The organism is Aquibaculum arenosum (assembly GCF_029222965.1).
Classification (GTDB): domain Bacteria; phylum Pseudomonadota; class Alphaproteobacteria; order Kiloniellales; family DSM-21159; genus Aquibaculum; species Aquibaculum arenosum.
Genome location: NZ_JARHUD010000001.1, coordinates 56708 through 75686, shown reverse-complemented (window position 1 = coordinate 75686; position 18979 = coordinate 56708). Strand labels below are relative to the sequence as shown.

Genomic DNA, 18979 nt, shown 5'->3' with positions numbered 1-18979 from the left:
TTTGTTCTGTCGTTTCTCGACCTGTTGATCAGGTTTTCACCCGCTCCAGCTTGGGATCGTAGAGCGGTCCATCGTGCACCCGGGCGGCAACAGCCTCGTTGGCGACCACCAGTTCGTAGCGACCCTCCTTCACGAAGGTCTCGTCGACGCCGGAAGGGTTGTTGACGTAACCGTAGCCCACGGGGCAACCGATGGTGTGGCCGAAGCCACCGCTGGTCAGGTAGCCCACCGGCTCGCCGTCGCGCAGGATCGTTTCACGCCCCAGCAGCACCACCTCGGGATCCTCGGTGGTGAAGCCCATCAGCTTGCGGCGTAGCGGTTTCTGAACCGCCTGTTCGCAGGCGTCGCGCCCAAGGAAGGGGCGGCCGCTGCGCAGCTTCACCGCCCAGCCGAGCCCCGCCTCGAAGGGATTGTCATTGGGCGTGATGTCGGAGCCCCAGGCGCGATAGCCCTTCTCAAGCCGCAGGGACTCCAGCGCACGATAGCCCACGGGACGCAGGTCGCTGGCCGCACCGGCGGCCATCAACGCATCGAAGACCGCCGCCGTGCCCTCCAGCGGCACATGCAATTCCCAGCCAAGTTCTCCGACGTAGGTCACGCGCAGCGCCCGCACCGAAACGCCGGCGATGGTGAGTTCGCGCAGGTGGCCGAAGGGGAAGGCGGCGTTGCTCACATCTGCATCGGTCACGGCCGCCAGGACGTCTCGCGCGCGCGGCCCCATGAGAGACAGGGTGCCCCAGGCCTCGGTGACGTCGCTCAGTGACGCGTCAGCCCCGTTGGGAATGTGGTCGCGGATCCAGGCGAAGTCGTGGGTGCGAAAGCCGGTGCCCGTCACGATGTAGAAGTGATCCTCGGCCAGACGCCCCACGGTCAGATCACACTCGATGCCGCCGCGGCTGGTGAGCATCTGGGTGTAGGTCAGGCGCCCCACCGGGCGGGTGACGTCGTTGGCGCAGATGAAATCCAGCGCCGCCAGCGCATCGCTCCCCTTGAGCTCGAACTTGGCGAAGGAGGACTGGTCGAAGAGCCCGACCTTCTCGCGGACATGGGCGTGCTCCTCACCCACCGCTTCGAACCAGTTCTGGCGCCCCATGGAGGGGCGGTCGACCGGCTCCACACCCGGCGGTGCGAACCAGTTCGGCCGCTCCCACCCCAACTTGGAGCCGAAGACGGCGTTGTGCGCCTTCAGCCGGTCGTAGAGTGGCGAGACGATGTAGGGCCGACCGCTTTCATATTCCTCGAAGGGAAAACCAATGGCGTAGTGCTTGCCGTAGGCTTCCAGCGTGCGTGCGCGCACCCAGGCGCGGTCGCGATGCAGTCCGGCGAAGCGCCGGATGTCCACCACCCAGAGATCGAGCGGCGCTTCGCCGCGCATGATCCATTCCGCCAGCGCCCAGCCGGCCCCGCCGCCGGCAGCGATGCCAAAGGCGTTGAATCCGGCGCCGACATACATGTTGTCGCACTCGTGCGCCCGGCCGAGGATGAAGTTGCCATCCGGGGTGAAGCTTTCCGGACCGTTGATCATCTGCTTCATGCCCGCGGTGTTCAGGGCCGGCACCCGCTCCACCGCCTGGGTCATGTGCTGTTCGAAGTGGTCGAAGTCGTCGTCGAAGAGCTGGAATTCCCAGCGCTCGGGCACGTCGCCGCCCGGCAGCCCCGTGTCCCAGGCCTGGGGATTGGGCTCGTAGCCGCCCATCACCAGACCGCCCACCTCCTCCTTGAAGTAGATGCGCCGGTCGGGGTCGCGCACGGTGGGCGTATCGGACTGGAGGCCCTCGATGGCTTCGGTGACGATGTACTGATGCTTGACCGGTTGCAGCGGCACGGACACTCCGGCCAGGGCGCCGAGCTGGCGCGCCCACTGCCCGGCGCAGTTCACCACCGTCTCACAGGCAATCGGCCCCTGGTCGGTTTCCACCGCCGTGATCCGCGTGCCCTCCATGACAAAGCCGGTCACGCGCACACCTTCAAACAAGCGCGCGCCGTTCATCCGGGCGCCCTTGGCGAGAGAGGCGGTGATGTCCGAGGGGCTGGCCTGACCGTCTGTTGGCAGCCAGGAGGCGCCGACGAGGTCGGAGGTGTCCATCAGCGGCCAGAGGCGCTTCACCTCCTCCGGCGAGATCAGGTGCATCTCCATGCCGAAGCTGCGCGCCGTGGTGGCCAGCCGCCGGTACTCGGCCCAGCGATCTTCATTCGTGGCCAGCCGCAGGCAACCGGTCATCTTCCAGCCGGTTTCCAGCCCCGTTTCCTCGTGGAGACGCTTGTAGAGATCGACCGAGTACTTGAGCACGCGGGTGATCGAAGCCGAAGAACGCAATTGTCCAACCAGCCCCGCCGCGTGCCAGGTCGAGCCTGAGGTCAACTGCCCTTGCTCCAGCAACACCACGTCCGCTTTATGGTCGCGGGCCAGATGGTAGGCGGTGGAGCAGCCAATGATGCCGCCGCCGATGACGACAACCTGGGCGTGGGCGGGAAGGCTCTCAGTCATGATGCAGGGCGTCCGTAGCGGCTGTGGTAGGCATCGAGCGCGGCGGCAAGCCGATCCAGGTTCTCCTGGGTGTAGGCTTCGTAGTCCGTTCCCGGCGCGTTGAGATAAAGTTCGGAGACCATGCTCCACATCGCCTCGCGCAACAGTGAGGCGCACTGCATGGCCACGAGCGAGCGGAGGAGATCCTGGTCCGGCCGGCGATCGAAGTAGAGGCCGAGCAGGTCCTCCGACTCCTCTGCCGAGCAGCCGGCGTTCGAGGTCAGCCCTGCCAGGTCGAACATGGCGGTGGAGAAACCGGCATACTCGAAGTCGATCAGCCAGAGCCGCTCGCCGTCATCGAGCAGATTTGCCGGCAGCAGGTCGTTGTGGCCGAAGACGATGGGCAGCGGCACCTGCGCCCGCTCGAGCTGGTCGGCCAGCTCCAGATACTCGTCCAGGTGCGCGGTCATCCGACTGCCGCCTTCGCGCAGGGTGCGTGCATAGTCACGTATGACGTGAAAGGGCCAGAACATGAAGCCCGGGCCATAGACGTGCTTGGGCATTTCCTGGTGAAAGGCACGCAGCAGCGGCCCAACCCGGTCCAGGGCTGCGCGCACGTCCGCCTCACCGTAGGTCTTGGCGCCATCAATGTAGCGCGAGACCATCACCCCGGGCTCGGCATACTCCAGAGCCGGCGCGAAGCCGGCAGCCTCGGCAGCGCGGGCCGTCATGGTTTCGCGCTCGCGGAAAACATGGTGAAAGGGGTAGTCCTTGCCGAAGCGCACCACATGACGCCCCCGGCCATCGCTCACCAGCCAACACTCATTGCTGATACCGCCGAGCAGTGGCTCGACGCCGATCTCCCCCTCCCAGATCGGCAGGGCCCGGATGCGGGTTTGACTGTCGGTCGTTTGCTCCGTCACGCCGCTGCTGCCTCCCGTAAGCTTGTCACCTTCTTATGCAGGAAGCATTGACGCGGCGTTTATCGGAGTCAACGATTCTTGTGGCTTTATGACCTATTCTTTACCATTGTGAGGCAGAAAACCAACTTAACGGTCATATTACCACAAGTCTCAGCAGATACGTCCTCAGCCATGCCGCCCTCCCCACGCCATACACGCATACTTGCCCTCCTGGAGGAGCAAGGCACGGTTAGCGTTAGCACCTTGGCCGACCATCTGGGCGTCTCCCTGGAAACCATACGCCGCGACGTGAAGCCCCTCGCGGATCAGGGCCAGGTCATTCGCATGCACGGTGCCATCGGCCTGCCGGCCGTGGTGGGCGAGGCCCCCTTCGAGCGCCGCATGCGCCGCAATCGTGCCGCCAAGGAAGCCATCGCGCGTCGGGCCGCGGCCAGCATCGCCGACGGCCAGTCGGTCATGCTTGACACCGGCACCACCACCAGTTTCCTGGCCCGTGCGCTGCTCGGCCATCGCCGCCTGATCGTGGTCACCAACTCCTCGGACATCGCCCGCACCCTGGCAACAGTGAACGGCAACAGGGTCTATATGGCCGGCGGCGAGCTGCGCAGCGACAGCGGCGCTGCCTTCGGCATGTCGGCCATCGAATTCATCAGCCGCTTCACCGTGGATCACGCTGTGATCTCTGCCGGTGCACTGAGCGCCGAGACCGGCGTGATGGACCACGATCTGGCAGAAGCCGAGTTCGGGCGCGCGGTGCTGGCACAGGGTCGGCGACGCCTGGTCGTGACCGATGCCTCCAAGTTTGGCCAGCAAGGGCTGGTGCAGGTCGGCGCCTTTGCAGAGGTCGACGAACTGGTCACCGACCGTAGCCCGGACGGCGATCTGGCAGCCGCGCTGCTTGAGGCCGAGGTGCAGGTGTCGGTGGCAGGCGTCTAAGGCTAACAGGGTAAAACTTTGCGAGTGCTAACGCATCGCACTTTCATAGCCGCTGCTGGACTGCTATTTCTGCTGCATGAGCCAACTCACCGACACGCTCGGGATCGATGCCACGCCTCCGCGCCCCGCGGCCATACGGCGTTCCCGGAGACTGGGCCTCCTGACGCTCCTTGCACTCCTGGTAGCCCTACTGCTCTCGATCCCGGTGCTGACCATTGCCTGGAATGTCGTTCAGCCCAGCAGTGACGTCATGGCGCACCTCGCCTCCACGGTGCTGCCACGCTATCTGGTCAACACGCTGATCCTCGTTGCGGTGGTTGGTAGCGGCGTGATGCTCATCGGCGTCGGCACGGCCTGGCTCGTGACCATGTACAGTTTCCCCGGCCGCTGCATCCTGCAATGGGCGCTGATCCTGCCGCTGGCGGTGCCGGCCTACGTTATGGCCTATGCCTACACCGATTTCCTGCAGTTCAGCGGACCGGTGCAAAGCGGACTGCGCGATCTCTTCGGCTGGCAGACGCCGCGGGACTACTGGTTTCCGAATATCCGCTCGGTTGAGGGCGCCGGCATCATGCTGATGCTGGTGCTCTACCCCTATGTCTACCTGCTCTCCCGCGCCGCCTTCCTGCAGCAATCGGTCTGCGCTCTCGAAGTCAGTCGCACGCTGGGCTGCAACGGATGGAGCACCTTTCTGCGCGTGGGCGTGCCTCTGGCCCGGCCGGCCATCGTCGCCGGGACAGTGCTGGCGCTGATGGAGACGCTCGCCGACTACGGCACCGTGCAGTACTTCGGGGTCCAGACTTTCACCACCGGCATCTATCGGGCCTGGTTCTCGCTCTATGACCACACAACGGCAGCCCAACTCTCGGCCATGCTGCTCGGCATCGTGCTGCTCTTCCTGCTGTTGGAGCGCTGGAACCGGGGGGCGCAACGCTACCACCACACCTCAGTTCGCTACCGCCACCTGCCACAGCCGCGCCTGGGCGGTACCGCTCGCTGGCTGAGCACCCTGATCTGTGCCCTGCCGGTCGTCCTCGGCTTCCTGCTGCCCGCCGCCGTGCTTGTCTCCATGGGCCTCGACAATGGCATCGACGTTGGCCGCTTCCTGCCCCAGGCTTTCAATACCTTCATCCTGGGCGCCGTGACCGCGGTTCTGGCAGTCGGCTTCGCTATCCTGGTCGCCTATGGCGCGCGCCTGCAGCCGGGACCGCTCACTACCTTCGCCAGCCGCGTGGCGAGCCTGGGCTATGCCGTGCCCGGTTCGGTCATCGGTGTCGGCATCCTCATTCCCTTCGCCTGGTTTGACAACAGCCTGGACGCCTGGCTGCGGGACAGCCTCGGCATCTCCTCCGGCCTCCTGCTCACCGGCGGGATCGCCGCCCTGGTCTTCGCTTATCTGGTGCGCTTTTTGGCCGTCTCCCTGCAAGCGGTGGAGGCCGGGTTGGCCAAGGTGCGCGGCTCCATGGACGACGCAGCACGCACCCTGGGGCGCGGCCCCTCGGGGACGCTGGTGGCAGTACACGCGCCGCTGCTCTGGAGTTCGCTGCTGACCGCCGGGCTGCTGGTCTTCGTCGACGTGATGAAAGAACTGCCCGCCACGCTCATCATGCGGCCCTTCGACTTCGACACCCTGGCTGTCCAGGCGCACAACTACGCTGCCGACGAACGGCTGGGCGCGGCCGCCACCCCGGCGCTGATGATCGTGGCCGTCGGCCTGATCCCGGTGCTGCTGCTCTCCCGCGCCATCGCCCAGGCCCGCCCCGGTGGGGGCGAAGGACCGGACTGAAAAGCGCTTCGGCGCTACTCCACCGTGACCGACTTCGCCAGGTTGCGCGGCTGATCCACGTCGGTGCCCTTGGCCACAGCGGTGTAGTAGGCCAGGAGCTGCATGGGCAGGGAGTAGAGGATCGGGGCCACGAAGGGGTCTATCGTGGGCATCTCCACGGTGTAGGCCGCGCCATCGCCGATCCGCTCCAACCCGGCGCGATCGCTGAAGATGATCGCCCGGCCACCGCGGGCAATCGTCTCCTGGATATTGCTGGCCAGCTTGTCGAACAGCGGGCCGGAGGGTGCGGCGATCACCACCGGCACATCCTCATCGATCAGGGCAATCGGCCCGTGCTTCAGCTCGCCGGCGGCGTAGCCTTCCGCGTGGATGTAGCTGATCTCCTTCAGCTTCAGCGCCCCTTCCAGGGCGATGGGGAAGAGCGATCCGCGGCCCAGGAACAGCACGTCGCGCACGGCCGAAATGTCATGGGCGATGGCTTCCAGTGGCTCGGCATGCTCCAGCACCTGAGTGATCGCCGCCGGCACCTCGGTGATGGCCGAGCTCAGGCAGGCCTCGGCGGCCGCGTCGATGGCCCCGCGCGCCCGCGCCGCCGCCAGCGCCAGGCAGGCCAGGACGGTGAGCTGGGTGGTGAAGGCCTTGGTGGAGGCCACCCCGATCTCCGGCCCCGCCAGGGTCGGCAGCACCAGGTCGGATTCCCGCCCGATCACGCTTTCCGGCTGATTGACGATGGAGAGGATGGTCTGTTTCTGACTGCGGGCATAGCGAAGCGCGGCCAGGGTATCGATGGTCTCGCCGGACTGGGAGATGAAGAGCGCAGCCCCGCCCTCGGGCATGGGGGCCTCGCGATAGCGGAACTCGCTGGCGATGTCGACCTCCACCGGCAGGCGGGCGATCTGCTCGAACCAATACTTAGCCACGAAGCCGGCATAGAAAGCCGTGCCGCAGGCGGAGATGGTCAATCGTGGCAGGGCGGCGAAGTCCAGCGGCATCTCCGGGAGGGTGACGGCGCGGGTTTGCAGATTCACGTAGCTGTGCAGCGTGTCGCCGATCACAGCCGGCTGCTCGTGGATTTCCTTCTGCATGAAGTGGCGGAAGTTGCCCTTGCCAATGGCCGCACCCGACAGAGCCGTGCGCACGATCGGGCGGTCCACCGGTCGGTCTTCGGCATCGAAAATCTCGGCCTTGCCGTCCTGCAAGACGACCCAATCCCCTTCCTCCAGGTAGCAGATGCGATCGGTCAGCGGCGCCAGGGCCAGGGCGTCAGAGCCGAGATAGAGCGCGCCTTCGTCGCCGTATCCCACCGCCAAGGGGCTGCCGCGCCGTGCCCCGATCATCAGGTTGTGATGGCCGGCAAAGATCATGGCGAAGGCAAAGGCGCCCTCCAGCCGCTGCAGCGCGCGACTCACCGCTTGAGCCGGCGCCAGGCCCTGTTTGAGATTGCGGTCGACCAGATGGACCACGGTTTCCGTGTCGGTCTCGGTCTCGAAGCCGTAGCCCGCGGCCTCCAGCTCACTGCGCAGTTCGCGGTGGTTCTCGATGATGCCGTTGTGCACCAGCGCCAGCCGCTCGTTGGCATGCGGATGGGCATTGACCTCATTGGGCCGGCCGTGGGTCGCCCAGCGGGTGTGGCCGATTCCGACCACGCCGCCCAGGGGCTCGCGCTCCACCCGCTCCACCAAGCGCACGATCTTGCCCTCGGCCCGGCGACGCTCGATGGTGCCATTGACCAGGCTGGCCACGCCGGCGGAATCATAGCCGCGATACTCGAGCCGCTTGAGCGCTTCGAGCAGCAGCGGTGCCACGGGATTGGTGCCGAGAATGCCGATGATGCCGCACATGCCGCCGCTACTCCTCTGTCCGTTGCTTCTTCTGCCGTTCACGCAGGCGCGTCGCGCCCTCCGGCTTGGTGGTCTGCGGCGCGCGCGCCAGCGCCAGCGCCTGTTCCGGCACCGCCTCGACCAGGGTGCTGCCGGCACCGATGACGGCGCCGGGACCGATGGTCACGGGAGCCACCAGGGCCGTGTTGGAGCCGATAAAGGCGCCCTCCCCGATCACGGTGCGGTGCTTGGAGACGCCGTCGTAGTTGCAGGTGATGGTGCCGGCCCCGATGTTGGCCCCGGCCCCGACCTCGGCGTCGCCGACGTAGCTCAGGTGGTTGGCCTTGGCCTTGGCGCCGAGACTGGTGGCCTTGATCTCCACGAAGTTGCCCACCCGGGCCTCCGGACCGATCCGGGTGCCGGGCCGCAGGCGGGCAAAGGGCCCGATGCGCGCGCCGGCCTCGACCAGCGCGCCTTCCAGATGGGAAAAGCCGAGAATCTGCGCCCCGACCCCCACTCGCACGCCTGGCCCGAAGACCACATGCGGCTCCACCACGACGTCGGGCGCGAGCTCCGTGTCCCAGCAAAACTGCACCGTTTCCGGTGCGATCAGCGTGACGCCGGCGTCCATGGCCCGGCGGCGCAGGCGACGCTGCAGGATCGCTTCCGCCTCGGCCAACTCCGCGCGGGAATTCACGCCACGCACCTCTTCGGCATCGCACTCCACCACGCCGGCTCGCAGGCCCTCGTCGGCGGCGAGTGCGACCAGGGAGGTGAGATAGTACTCGCCCTTGGCGTTGTTGTTGTCGATTTGCTCCAGTAGGCGGAAGAGCGCCGGCCCGTCGCCCAGCAATAGCCCACCCCAGCAGAGGTCAACCCGGCGCTCCTCCTCGCTGGCGTCCTTCTCCTCGACGATGGCGGTCAGACGCTGTTCTTCATCGAGCAGCATCCTTCCGTAGCCGGTGGGATCGGGCGGCCGGAAACCCAGCCAGACAAAGTCGGGCGCCGGTGCCTGCTGCCGCGCAGCGCGCATGCGCTGCAGCGTCTCCGGGGTGATCAGCGGACCGTCGCCATAGAGCACCAGCACGTCCCCGCCATCGCCCAGCAGTGGCAGGGCCTGGTCACGCGCTGCCTTGAGGGCGTCGGCGGTGCCGAGCTGCTCGCGCTGCACCGCCACGGGATAGGGCCGCACCGCCTCCGCGATGGCCTCGCCCTCTGGGCCGATCACCACCACGCTGCCGGCCGGCTCCAGGGCAGCGGCGGCTTCCAGCACGTGCTGCACCATGGGCCGGCCGGCAACCGCATGGAGGACTTTGGGCAGGCTGGAGCGCATGCGCGTCCCCTTGCCTGCCGCCAGAACGACGACGACCAGCGCAGTGCTCACGGGGCAGACTCCTTCAGGCCGCGGAGAGGCGCGCGAGATTCGGCAGCGGCCGGGCACAGCCGGCAATGCCGCCCAGCGCCTGCTCCAGGGCGAGGCCGACCGACAGCAGCTTCGCCTCCTCGAAACGCCGCCCCACCACCTGGATGCCGAAGGGCAGTCCGTTCTCGTCGGTGCCGCACGGCAGGCAGAGCACGGGATGGCCGGTCAGCGTCAGGCCATAGGCGATGGCCACCCAGTTAATATAGCTCTGCAGCGGCTTGCCATTGATCTCGCGGGGGTACCACTCATTCTTGTCGAAAGGCTGAACCGAGGCCGCCGGGGTAATGAGCACATCCACCTCGTCCATCATCGCCAGGAAACGGCGGAAGATGTCGCTGTGCCGGGTCTGTGCCCAGGCCACGTCCTCTGCACTGTAGGTCAGGCCGAGTTCGACGTTGGCGGTCACATTGGGGCCGACCTTCTCCGGCGTCTTGCGCACCTTCTCCAGATGCGCCGCCAGGAAGCCGACGCCGCGCAGCACCTCGAAAACGCGATCCGGGTTCTCGCCCATTTCCGGATCGCGGTCCATGGCGTCACGGAAGAGATGCCGGAAGGCGCCACTGCGCTCGCGGAAGAGCTTGCGCACCTGCTCGTCGATGGGGGCGAAGCCCAGATCCTCAGAGAAGGCGACGCTAAGACCTGAGAGGTCGGCGGCCTGCGGCCGGGCCAGCGCGTCACGGTCGATCGGACGGGACAGGGGATCACGGGGGTCTTCGCCGGCCATGGCGGCCAGCAGCAGGGCGAGGTCTGAGACGCTGCGGCCCATGGGCCCCTCGACCGACAGCGGCGAGTAGGCGGTCAAGGAGCCTTCCTTGGGCACCAGCCCCGCCGTGGGCCGCAGACCCACGATGCCACAGTAGGCTGCCGGGCTGCGCAGGCTGCCGCCGAGGTCGGAGCCATTGCAGAGCGGCAGCATGGAGGTGGCCAGCGCCACTGCCGATCCGCCGGAGGAGCCGGCGCAGGTCAATGCCGGGTCAAAGGGGTTGCCGGTGGCGCCATAGACCGCGTTGCGGGTGTTGGCGCCGGCGCCGAACTCCGGCGTGTTGGTCTTGAACCAGGGCAGGCCGCCGGCCTCGCGTACCCGTGCAACATTCAGTGCATCCTGCGCCGGCACGTTCTCGGCAAAGAGCTCTGAGCCATAGGTGGTGCGCAGGCCCGCGGTCTCGTTCAGATCCTTGATGCCCACGGGCAGGCCGTGCAGCAGGCCAAGGCTTTCACCTTCCTTCACCGCCTTCTCCGCCGCCAGCGCACCGCGGCGCGCCGCCTCGACGTCCTGCGCCACGATGGCATTGAGGCTCGGATTGACCGCGTCGATGCGCGAGAGGCAGGAGTCCAGAAGCTCCACGGGAGATACCTCCCGGCCAGCGATTTTGTTCACGAGGTCGACGGCCGGGAGATCGCAGAGTTCGGTCATGTGGGCTAGCCTTTTGCGCTGTCTTGAAGTCAGCGCAACCTAGCCGCTTCTCCCCCCTTACGCCAAGGGGGAGAAAGAGTCAGGCAGACGCCGCCCAAAGTGGGCGGCGGCACCCAAGAATCACACCACCTCGACCAGTTCGATATCGAAGGTGAGGTCTTCCCCGGCCAGGGGATGATTGGCGTCCAGCACCACGCTTTCGGGCTTCACCTCGGCCACGGTCACCACGAGCGGCTGCTCGTTCGGGCCGGTGGCCTGAAGCTGCATGCCCTGCTGCACCTCGAGATCGGACGGCAGCCGGCTGCGATCCACCTCCTGGGTCAGTTCCTCGCGGCGCGGGCCATAGGCCTCGTTGGAAGGAATCTCCACCTTCTTGCTGTCGCCGGGCGCCATGCCCACGACCGCAGACTCGAATCCGGGAATGATCCGTCCCTCACCGATCTTGAACTCCAGGGGCTCGGCCTCGCGGGAGGAATCGAACTGGGTCCCGTTCTTCAGGGTGCCGTTGTAGTGCACGCGGACGGTATCGCCCTGCTTCGCTGCGCTCATAATCTCTGTTCCTTTGCTTCAAGTATCGCTCGCTCGGGCGTCCTCCCAACCTAAGGACCACACCCCGCCGACGCCACCCCTGGCGAGCAAAAGAATCGGGACGGGACCGCTACACCGAAGTCCGAAACCTGGCTTTGCGACTGCGCAACTGCTCGAAGCGGAAATCGCTTCCGGTCGCTCGCAGAAATGGCTGAACTGCCAGCTTGCATTGATTCGAGGCTGCACTTACATTTCTGTAGAATGATCAATTGCTCTATTTTCCAGGAGAAGGGACGTGACACCTGAGCGTGCCTTTGATGAAAAAAAGGTCAGTGACGAAGATCGCTCGCGCGTGGTCTCCCAGGCCGTTGTGCGGGCCGCTGAGCGGCTTGGACTCTCTAATGCCCTCTTAGCCCGGGTCATTGGGGTTTCCGATGCCACGGCTTCGCGCCTGCGGGCCGATAGCTATAGGCTCTCGAAGGGGACCAAGCCCTATGAGTTGGCGGTCCTGTTGCTGCGCTTGTTCAGAAGCCTGAACGCCATTCTGAACGACGACGAGGCGATGCGGTCATGGATGCGGTCGCCCAATCTGGCTTTGGGCAACAAACCGATCGAGATGATCGGCAGCGTTACGGGTCTGGTGAGTGTGATCAACTATGTCGATTCCCGACGCGCTCCCCTCTGACGCGGTACCATGGTCGGCAGAGGTCTGGCGCCTAGTCGAGGGACAGCACCGGGTTGTGACCCTCAGCCTCACGGAAAGCCTGGACGATCAAGCTCTGCTTGAAGAGGAGATCGAGGTTGTCAAGCCTCCCCTGCCTCCTGAATGCGCGGGCCTTCATCCGCTGCTGGCCGCACCCTTCCGCTACGCTCCCTATCCCTGGGGCTCCCGCTTTCGCCGCGCTCATCAACGCGATGGCGCCTTCTATGCCGCCGAAGCCGTGACCACAGCGGTGGCCGAGATGGCTTTCTACCGCTTTCTCTTCCTGGCCGAGGCTCCGGGCACTCGCTTGCCGCAGGGGCCTGCGGAGTACAGCGCCTTCAGCGTGCGGGGCAGCACCGCATTCTGCGTCGATCTCACCACTGGGCGCCTCGCGTCCTACGCCCATATCTGGCGCGAGAAGGAAGACTACAGCCCCTGCCAAGCCTTCGCTGACAGTGCGCGAACCTCAGGTCTTGAAGCCATTCGTTATGAGTCCGTGCGCGATCCGGAACAGGCTGGACGCAACATGGCCCTCCTCACGCCGCGCGCCTTGTCCAGTCGCGAGCCGCTCAACTTTCAGACTTGGCATCTGTTCATTCGGAGCGGCTTGATCCAGGCCTGGTGCGAATGGCCCAAGGTCCAGCGCGAGTACCGCCTCGATGATTTCGCCGGCGACAGCCGACTGGATGCGCTCAGGCCCTAACCCGCCATTCTACTTTAACAAGTATATATTCCGTCATATGCAATCATTGGTGGGCCCGGCAGGATTCGAACCTGCGACAACACCGTTATGAGCGGCGCGTTCTGACCACTGAACTACGGGCCCCTCCGCATGGCGGGTGCGGCGCATTCTGCGCAGCGGCAGGGCTGCGTCAAGGCGCTGCGTCAAGGCGTGGAGCGGCGTCGCAGAGTTGTGGTCAGGCGCTTGCGCGCTCCAGCGGCAGGCTGAGGTGGGCCTGGCCGTAGGTGAGCGTTCCAGCCGTGAGGTCGAAGGTCATCAAATCCTCGCCCACGATCACCGGCCCGGTGAAGTCCTGACGCACCTCTGCCAGCAGGGCGGCGCGGTCGCAGGCCGGCGGCACGAAGTGGGTGAGTGCCAGGCAGCCCACACCGGCGCGCGCGGCCAGCTTGCCGACCTCGCAGGACAGCGTGTGATAGGCGCCGACATTCTCCACCGTCTCGGCCGAACGCACGCCCTCGATCACCGGCATCTCCCGGTGTACGAAGACTTCGTTGAGCAGCAGGTCCGCGCCCCTGGCCGCCGCCTCCAGGCCCGGACAGGGCCGGGTATCGCCCGAAAGCACCAGCCGCCGCCCTTCGGCGGCAAAGGCAAAGCCGAAGGCATGGCGCACCGGCCGGTGGTCCACCTCCACCGCTTCGATCTCCAGCCCGCCCAGCGCCAGGCGCCAGTCGGGCGTGATCTCGGTCACCTCGACCTCGAGCGCTTCGGTCGAGGGGCGCTTCTCATGGGCGATGCGCTGGGTCAATTCCTGGCGCCAGAGCGCCATCAGCCCCTCGACATAGGTCCGGGTGCCGGGCGGGCCGTAGACCTGCTGCGGCCGCGCGCGGCCCTGGTGCCAGGCGGAGACGATGAGCTGATAGAGATCGACCAGGTGATCACTGTGCAGGTGGGTGAGCAGCACGGCATCAAGGTCGCGCCCGGGGCAGCCCGCCGCCAGCAGCCGCTGCGTGACGCCCGAGCCGCAATCCACCAGCACCGCGCGGCTGTCATGCCGGATGAGCTGCGCCGGGCCGTAGCGCTCAAGGCTGACCACCGGACAGCCGGTGCCGAGAAGGGTAAGCTGCATGGAGTTCTCCTGCCGAGAGGAACGCTAGCGCTCCGCCAGCTCCTGTCCGGCCCGGGTCTCCAGCACATCGTCCAGCCAGTCAACCCGCATTTCCGGCACGGAGGCCAGCAGCAGTTCGGTGTAGGGGTGCGCTGGCGGGCTGAAGACCTCCGCCTTGGGCCCCTGCTGCACCACCTCGCCGCTCTTCATCACCACCACGCGATCCGCGATGGCCTTTACCAGGCCCAGGTCGTGGGTGATGAAGAGATAGGCCAGTCCGCGTTCGTCCTGGAGGCGCTGCAGCAGTTCCAGGATGGATTCCGCGACCAGCTGATCCAGGGCCGAGGTGGGCTCGTCACAGATCACCACGTCGGGCCGGGCGGCCAGCGCCCGGGCAATGCAGACCCGCTGCTTCTGCCCGCCGGAGAGCTCGCCGGGAAAGCGCTGGGCATAGTCCCCGCCCAGCTCGATGTCATCGAGCAGCCGGTTCACCTCCTCGCGCAGCTCCTTGCCGCGCAGGCCGTGATAGAACTGCAGCGGCCGGGCCAGGGTGTCGTAGACGCGGTGGCGCGGGTTCAAGGCGACGTCAGGCATCTGATAGATCATCTGGATACGCCGAAGCTGCTCGCGGCTGCGCTGCCCCAGCGCCGGGGGCAGCGCCTCGCCCTGAAAAAGTACCTGACCACGCGTCGGCGGCAGCAGGCCGGTGACCACCCGGGCCAGCGTCGACTTGCCGCTGCCGGACTCGCCCACCACGGCCACGGTCTCGCGCGGGTGGACCGCCACGTCCACGCCTTTGAGCACCTTGACGCTGCCATAGCCGGCGTCGATGCCGCGCGCTTCCAGCAGCGCTTGCGGCGTTTCGCTTCCCCCCTCGCCGGCCTTCACATGAAACCGCCGGGCCGCGACCAGGTCCCGGGTGTAGGTTTCCCGCGGCGCTTCCAGGATCTGTTGGGTTTCTCCAACCTCGACCGTTCGGCCATCGCGCAGGACCATGATGCGGTCAGAGATCTGCGCCACGACGGCCAGATCGTGGGTGATGTAGAGCCCCGCCGTGCCGAACTCGCGCATCACGTCACGCACCGCCGCCAGCACCTCGATCTGGGTGGTGACATCCAGGGCGGTGGTGGGCTCGTCCAGTATCAAGACGTCGGGTTCGCAGACCATCGCCATGGCAGTCATGGCGCGCTGCAACTGCCCGCCGGAAACCTGATGGGGATAGCGCCGGCCGAAGGTGTCCGGATCCGGCACCTTCAGGCGATGGAAGAGATCGACTGCCCGCTGGCTCGCCTCTTCCGCGCTCATCACCCCGTGCAGCACCGGCGCCTCGATGATCTGGTGCATCAAGGTCTTGGCCGGATTGAAGGAGGCAGCCGCCGACTGCGCCACATAAGAGATGCGGTCGCCGCGCAGCTTGCGCCGCTGGTGATACGGCATTTCCAGCACATTGCGGCCATCGAAGACGATGTCGCCGCCGGTGATGCGTGCCCCGCCGCGGGTGTAGCCCATGGCCGCAAGGGCAATCGTCGACTTGCCCGCTCCGGATTCGCCGATCAGGCCCAACACCTGACCACGCTCCAGATCGAGGTCGATGCCATCGACAATGATGATGGGGTGTCCGTCGAAGCCGGTGGCTTCGATGTGCAGGCCGCGCATGGTCAGGAGCGGTCCGCTCTTGGACGGCGTCGCGGCGCTCATCGGCTATCCTCCATGGTGCGGCCCTGCAGGCCCAGCATCCAGTCCACCACCAGATTCACTCCGATGGTGAGCACCGCGATGCCGGCGGCCGGAATCAGCGGTGCGGAAAGACCGAACTCCAGCGCCTGGGCGTTGTCGCGCACCATGCCGCCCCAGTCGGCAAAGGGCGGCTGCACGCCAAGACCGAGAAAGGAGAGCGAGGAAATTAATAGGAAGGCAAAGCAAAAGCGCAGACCGAACTCAGCGATCAGCGGCGGCAGCGCGTTGGGCAGGATCTCCCGGCGAATGATCCACCAGAGCCCCTCCCCGCGCAGCCGCGCAGCCTCCACGTACTCCATCACCGCGATGTCCATTCCCACGGCGCGCGACAAGCGAAAGACCCGGGTCGAGTCCAGCACGGCGATGACCCCGATCAGCACCGGAATGGAACTGCCGAGCGCGGTCAGCACCAGCAGGGCCAGGATCAGCACCGGGATCGCCATCAGCGTATCGACGATGCGGCTCAAGAGCTGGTCGAGCCATCCGCCCACCGTCGCCGCCAGGAAGCCCAGCACTGAGCCTAACAGGAAGGAGAGGATCGTCGCGGTGAGCGCGATGCCGATGGAGGTGCGCGCGCCGTAAAGCATGCGCGTCAGCATATCGCGACCGTTCTGGTCAGTGCCCAGCAGGAAGCCTTCCTCGCCGGGCGGCAGCCAGACACTGCCCACCGTCGAGGTCGGGCTGTAGGGGGCAATCCAGGGTGCCAGCACGGCGGCTGCCACATTGACGAAAATGATGGCCAGCCCAACCAGGGCGGCGATGGAAAGTCGGTGTCCCGATACGCGCATGCCCCGCCCCCTATCGCGGATGCCGCAGACGCGGATTGGCCAGGATGGCCCCGATGTCTGCCAGCATGTTGAGGGTGACGTAGACCGCCGCGAAGATCAGGCCGCAGGCCTGTACGGTCGGAATGTCGCGCCGTGCGACGGCATCGACCATGAACTGTCCCAGTCCCGGATAGACAAAGACGACCTCGACCACGATCACCCCCACCACCAGGTAGGCAAGGTTGAGGGCGACGACGTTGATGATCGGCGCCAGCGCATTGGGCAGCGCGTGCTGCACCACGATGCGCCACTTGGGCACGCCCTTGAGCTCCGCCATCTCCACGAAGGGCTGCGCCATGACGTTCAGCACCGTGGCGCGGGTCATGCGCATCATATGCGCCAGCACCACCAGCACCAGGGTCAAAGCCGGCAGGACGATCACGCCCAACTGCTCCAGGAAGCCCATGTCGGCATCGAAGCGCGCCATGGAGGGAAACCAGCCCGCCTGAACCGCCAAAAAGAAAATTAGCAGGTAGGCGATGAAAAATTCCGGCACCGAGATCGAGGCAAGCGTGGTGAGGGATATGGTCCGGTCCAGCAGCGAGTGCTGCTTGATGGCCGCGATCAAACCGAGGCTGATCGCCAGCGGCACTGCGATCACCGCCGCAACCGAGGCCAGGAAAAGCGTGTTCTCAAGTCGGCCCAGAATTTGCGGCGCCACAGGCCGTTGATTGGCCAGCGAGATTCCGAAATCGCCCTGGATCGCCCCGGTGAGCCATTGCAGATAGCGCCACCAGGCCGGCTCGTTCAGGCCGAGTTGATTGCGGATGGCCGCCACCGTTTCCGGGGTGGCGGCCTGTCCGAGAATGGCCGTGGCCACGTCTCCCGGCAGGATCTCCGTAATGGCGAAGATCAGCAGGGAGACGAGCCACAGAGTCAGGACGCCCAGCGCCAGGCGCTTGGCAACGAGTGACAGGATCACGGGTGGGAGCCCCGTCCGTTACGTGACGGTTTACAGCGCCCAGAGACGTTCGGCGCCGCGGTGGCCGACCATCTCGAAGACAAAGTCTTCCTCATAGCCCCCCACCTCGTCCCGGCGGTAGCCGTCGACGTAGTCGGCGAACATGGGGATGATGTTGCCCCCCTCCATGTGCACCAGTTCCTGCGCCCGGGCATAGAGTTCCTTGCGGCGCGCCTGATCCAGTTCGGCACGCGCCTCGCGGACCAGCTGGTCGAACTCATCACTGCAGTAGTGCGTCTCATTCCAGGCAGCACCACAGGTGTAGGCGATGGAGTACATCATGTCTGGGGTGGCGCGGCCGCCCCAGTAGGACATGCAGAAGGGCACGTTGAGCCAGATGTCCGACCAGTAGCCGTCGGCCGGCGCACGCACCAACTCCAGGTTGATGCCGGCGGCGCGCGCCGCCTCCTGATACATCTGGGCGGTGTCCACCGCCTCGGGGAAGGCGGCCTCGGAGGTGTGGAGCTGAATGGTGAAATCCTCCACGCCCGCCTCGCGCAGATAGTGCTTCGCCCGATCCGGATCGTAAGCGCGCTGCGCCATGGAGCTGTCGAAGTACTGGTCGAAATCGGGAATGGGATGGTCGTTGCCAGCCCGGCCGTAACCGGACAGCAGGGTGTTGACCAGCGCCTCGCGGTCGATGGCGTGCTTGAGGGCGAGCCGAAGATTGGGATCGGTCAGCGGCCCTTCCTGCGTGTGCATCGGCAGGGTGTAGTGCTGACCCGCCGGCGAGTTGAGGATCTCCAGCGCCTGGTTGCGCTTCATGAGATCGACCGTGCGCTTGGAAATGCGGTTGATCACTGAGACCTGCCCGGACGTCAGCGCTGCGGAGCGAGCGGTGGCGTCGTTGATGACGGTGTACTCCACCGCATCGGCATGCGCGCGCCCCTCCTTCCAGTAGTTGGGATTGCGCACGTGCTTGGATTCAACGCCGGCCTCGTAGTGCTCCACCATGTAGGGGCCGGTGCCCACTGCATTGGCCCAGTCATCGAAGCCGTCCGGCACGATTGCCAGGTGATAATCCGCCATCAGGTAGGGCAGATCGGCGTTGCCGCCCTTGAGCGTGATGATGACGGTGTCCGACCCATCGGCGCGCACCTCTTCGATGCCGGCGACCACACCACTGGCGGCAGTCTGGGCATCGGGGCCCATGTGGCGCTGGATCGAGTAGACCACGTCGTGAGCGTCCATGGTCTTGCCGTTGTGGAACTCCACGTCCTTGCGCAGCTTGAAGGCCCAGGTCACGGCGTCCGAGCTGGGCTCCCAGGATAAGGCCAGTTCCGGGATCGCCTCGCGGTTTGAGTTGAGCTCAACCAGATGGTTGTAGGTGGTGTGCACCTGGGAGATCGCCACCGAATCGGTTGCGGTCGAGGGGTTCATGGAGTCGGTGGTCGAACCGCCGCCCATGCCGAACTTCAGCGTCCCGCCCTTCACCGGTTCATTGGCCCAGGCCGGCCGAGACAGAGCCGTGCCGATCAGCGCGGCCGAGGCGCCCAGGGCCGCGGTGCGGTGGATGAACTGGCGGCGGGAAACGCGCCCGAGTTCGAGCAGGTGCTTCTGATAGTCGAATTCGTTCATTGTGTCTGGCTCTCCCTGTTATCGCCCGCGGCCGCCGGATCTCGCGCTGTCCAGCTTCGGCTCCGGCTTCACTGTGCCGCAGACGGCGC

General features: G+C 66.1%; 15 protein-coding genes and 1 tRNA gene. 4 read left to right on the top strand and 12 right to left on the bottom strand.

Going from position 1 to position 18979, the window contains the following annotated elements; all coding sequences use genetic code 11:
• Positions 1 to 28: 28 nt before the first annotated feature.
• Positions 29 to 2488: a GcvT family protein gene (locus tag P2G67_RS00305; protein ID WP_275818893.1), complete on the bottom strand. Its 2460-nt coding sequence runs from the start codon at positions 2486 to 2488 to the stop codon at positions 29 to 31.
• Positions 2485 to 3390: a phosphotransferase family protein gene (locus tag P2G67_RS00300; protein WP_275818891.1), complete on the bottom strand. Its 906-nt coding sequence runs from the start codon at positions 3388 to 3390 to the stop codon at positions 2485 to 2487. Before P2G67_RS00300 ends, P2G67_RS00305 begins: the two co-directional genes overlap by 4 nt.
• A gap of 171 nt (positions 3391 to 3561) precedes the next feature.
• Here P2G67_RS00300 and P2G67_RS00295 point away from each other — a divergent pair, with 171 nt between their 5' ends.
• Both P2G67_RS00295 and P2G67_RS00290 read left to right on the top strand, forming a co-directional pair.
• Positions 3562 to 4326, top strand: coding sequence for a DeoR/GlpR family DNA-binding transcription regulator (locus P2G67_RS00295; RefSeq protein ID WP_275818889.1), 765 nt, complete (start codon positions 3562 to 3564; stop codon positions 4324 to 4326).
• 76 nt (positions 4327 to 4402) lie between these two features.
• Positions 4403 to 6112, top strand: coding sequence for an ABC transporter permease (locus tag P2G67_RS00290; RefSeq protein WP_275818888.1), 1710 nt, complete (start codon positions 4403 to 4405; stop codon positions 6110 to 6112).
• Between the two features lie 14 nt (positions 6113 to 6126).
• Here P2G67_RS00290 and glmS read toward each other — a convergent pair whose 3' ends face one another.
• The 4 genes from glmS to P2G67_RS00270 form a co-directional block, all read right to left on the bottom strand.
• Entirely contained in the window at positions 6127 to 7953 is a 1827-nt protein-coding gene (gene glmS, locus P2G67_RS00285; RefSeq protein WP_275818887.1) for a glutamine--fructose-6-phosphate transaminase (isomerizing), read from the bottom strand.
• A gap of 7 nt (positions 7954 to 7960) precedes the next feature.
• Positions 7961 to 9316, bottom strand: a complete 1356-nt coding sequence (gene glmU, locus P2G67_RS00280) for a bifunctional UDP-N-acetylglucosamine diphosphorylase/glucosamine-1-phosphate N-acetyltransferase GlmU (RefSeq protein ID WP_275818885.1) — start codon at positions 9314 to 9316, stop codon at positions 7961 to 7963.
• Positions 9317 to 9329: 13 nt separating this feature from the next.
• Positions 9330 to 10769, bottom strand: a complete 1440-nt coding sequence (locus P2G67_RS00275) for an amidase (RefSeq protein WP_275818883.1) — start codon at positions 10767 to 10769, stop codon at positions 9330 to 9332.
• A gap of 120 nt (positions 10770 to 10889) precedes the next feature.
• Entirely contained in the window at positions 10890 to 11318 is a 429-nt protein-coding gene (locus tag P2G67_RS00270; protein WP_275818881.1) for an FKBP-type peptidyl-prolyl cis-trans isomerase, read from the bottom strand.
• Positions 11319 to 11592: 274 nt separating this feature from the next.
• Between P2G67_RS00270 and P2G67_RS00265 the strand changes: the two genes are divergently transcribed.
• Together P2G67_RS00265 and P2G67_RS00260 are read left to right on the top strand one after the other, a co-directional pair.
• Entirely contained in the window at positions 11593 to 11982 is a 390-nt protein-coding gene (locus tag P2G67_RS00265) for an antitoxin Xre/MbcA/ParS toxin-binding domain-containing protein (protein ID WP_275818879.1), read from the top strand.
• Between the two features lie 55 nt (positions 11983 to 12037).
• Positions 12038 to 12703: an RES family NAD+ phosphorylase gene (locus P2G67_RS00260; protein ID WP_275818878.1), complete on the top strand. Its 666-nt coding sequence runs from the start codon at positions 12038 to 12040 to the stop codon at positions 12701 to 12703.
• 47 nt (positions 12704 to 12750) lie between these two features.
• Here P2G67_RS00260 and P2G67_RS00255 read toward each other — a convergent pair.
• From P2G67_RS00255 to P2G67_RS00230, 6 genes are all read right to left on the bottom strand, one after another.
• Positions 12751 to 12826: transfer RNA gene (locus P2G67_RS00255), tRNA-Ile, on the bottom strand.
• A 91-nt stretch (positions 12827 to 12917) separates the two neighbouring features.
• Positions 12918 to 13808, bottom strand: coding sequence for an MBL fold metallo-hydrolase (locus P2G67_RS00250; protein ID WP_275818876.1), 891 nt, complete (start codon positions 13806 to 13808; stop codon positions 12918 to 12920).
• Positions 13809 to 13832: 24 nt separating this feature from the next.
• Positions 13833 to 15485 carry an ABC transporter ATP-binding protein gene (locus tag P2G67_RS00245; protein ID WP_275818873.1) on the bottom strand — a complete coding sequence of 551 codons (1653 nt, stop codon included), beginning with the start codon at positions 15483 to 15485 and terminating at the stop codon, positions 13833 to 13835.
• A complete protein-coding gene (locus P2G67_RS00240) occupies positions 15482 to 16312 on the bottom strand; it encodes an ABC transporter permease (protein WP_275818872.1) in 831 nt (276 codons plus the stop codon). The genes P2G67_RS00245 and P2G67_RS00240 overlap by 4 nt, the downstream gene beginning before the upstream one ends.
• Before the next feature lie 10 nt (positions 16313 to 16322).
• Positions 16323 to 17273, bottom strand: coding sequence for an ABC transporter permease (locus P2G67_RS00235; RefSeq protein ID WP_275818870.1), 951 nt, complete (start codon positions 17271 to 17273; stop codon positions 16323 to 16325).
• 30 nt (positions 17274 to 17303) lie between these two features.
• Entirely contained in the window at positions 17304 to 18890 is a 1587-nt protein-coding gene (locus P2G67_RS00230) for an ABC transporter substrate-binding protein (protein WP_275818868.1), read from the bottom strand.
• Positions 18891 to 18979: the final 89 nt, after the last annotated feature.

What these genes read in the sequence shown, in the direction of transcription:
- P2G67_RS00305 (WP_275818893.1), bottom strand. Translation starts at nt 2,488, where the DNA reads ATGACTGAGAGCCTTCCCGCCCACGCCCAGGTTGTCGTCATCGGCGGC.
- P2G67_RS00295 (WP_275818889.1), top strand. Translation starts at nt 3,562, where the DNA reads ATGCCGCCCTCCCCACGCCATACACGCATACTTGCCCTCCTGGAGGAG.
- P2G67_RS00290 (WP_275818888.1), top strand. Translation starts at nt 4,403, where the DNA reads ATGAGCCAACTCACCGACACGCTCGGGATCGATGCCACGCCTCCGCGC.
- glmS (WP_275818887.1), bottom strand. Translation starts at nt 7,953, where the DNA reads ATGTGCGGCATCATCGGCATTCTCGGCACCAATCCCGTGGCACCGCTG.
- P2G67_RS00275 (WP_275818883.1), bottom strand. Translation starts at nt 10,769, where the DNA reads ATGACCGAACTCTGCGATCTCCCGGCCGTCGACCTCGTGAACAAAATC.
- P2G67_RS00270 (WP_275818881.1), bottom strand. Translation starts at nt 11,318, where the DNA reads ATGAGCGCAGCGAAGCAGGGCGATACCGTCCGCGTGCACTACAACGGC.
- P2G67_RS00250 (WP_275818876.1), bottom strand. Translation starts at nt 13,808, where the DNA reads ATGCAGCTTACCCTTCTCGGCACCGGCTGTCCGGTGGTCAGCCTTGAG.
- P2G67_RS00245 (WP_275818873.1), bottom strand. Translation starts at nt 15,485, where the DNA reads ATGAGCGCCGCGACGCCGTCCAAGAGCGGACCGCTCCTGACCATGCGC.
- P2G67_RS00240 (WP_275818872.1), bottom strand. Translation starts at nt 16,312, where the DNA reads ATGCGCGTATCGGGACACCGACTTTCCATCGCCGCCCTGGTTGGGCTG.
- P2G67_RS00230 (WP_275818868.1), bottom strand. Translation starts at nt 18,890, where the DNA reads ATGAACGAATTCGACTATCAGAAGCACCTGCTCGAACTCGGGCGCGTT.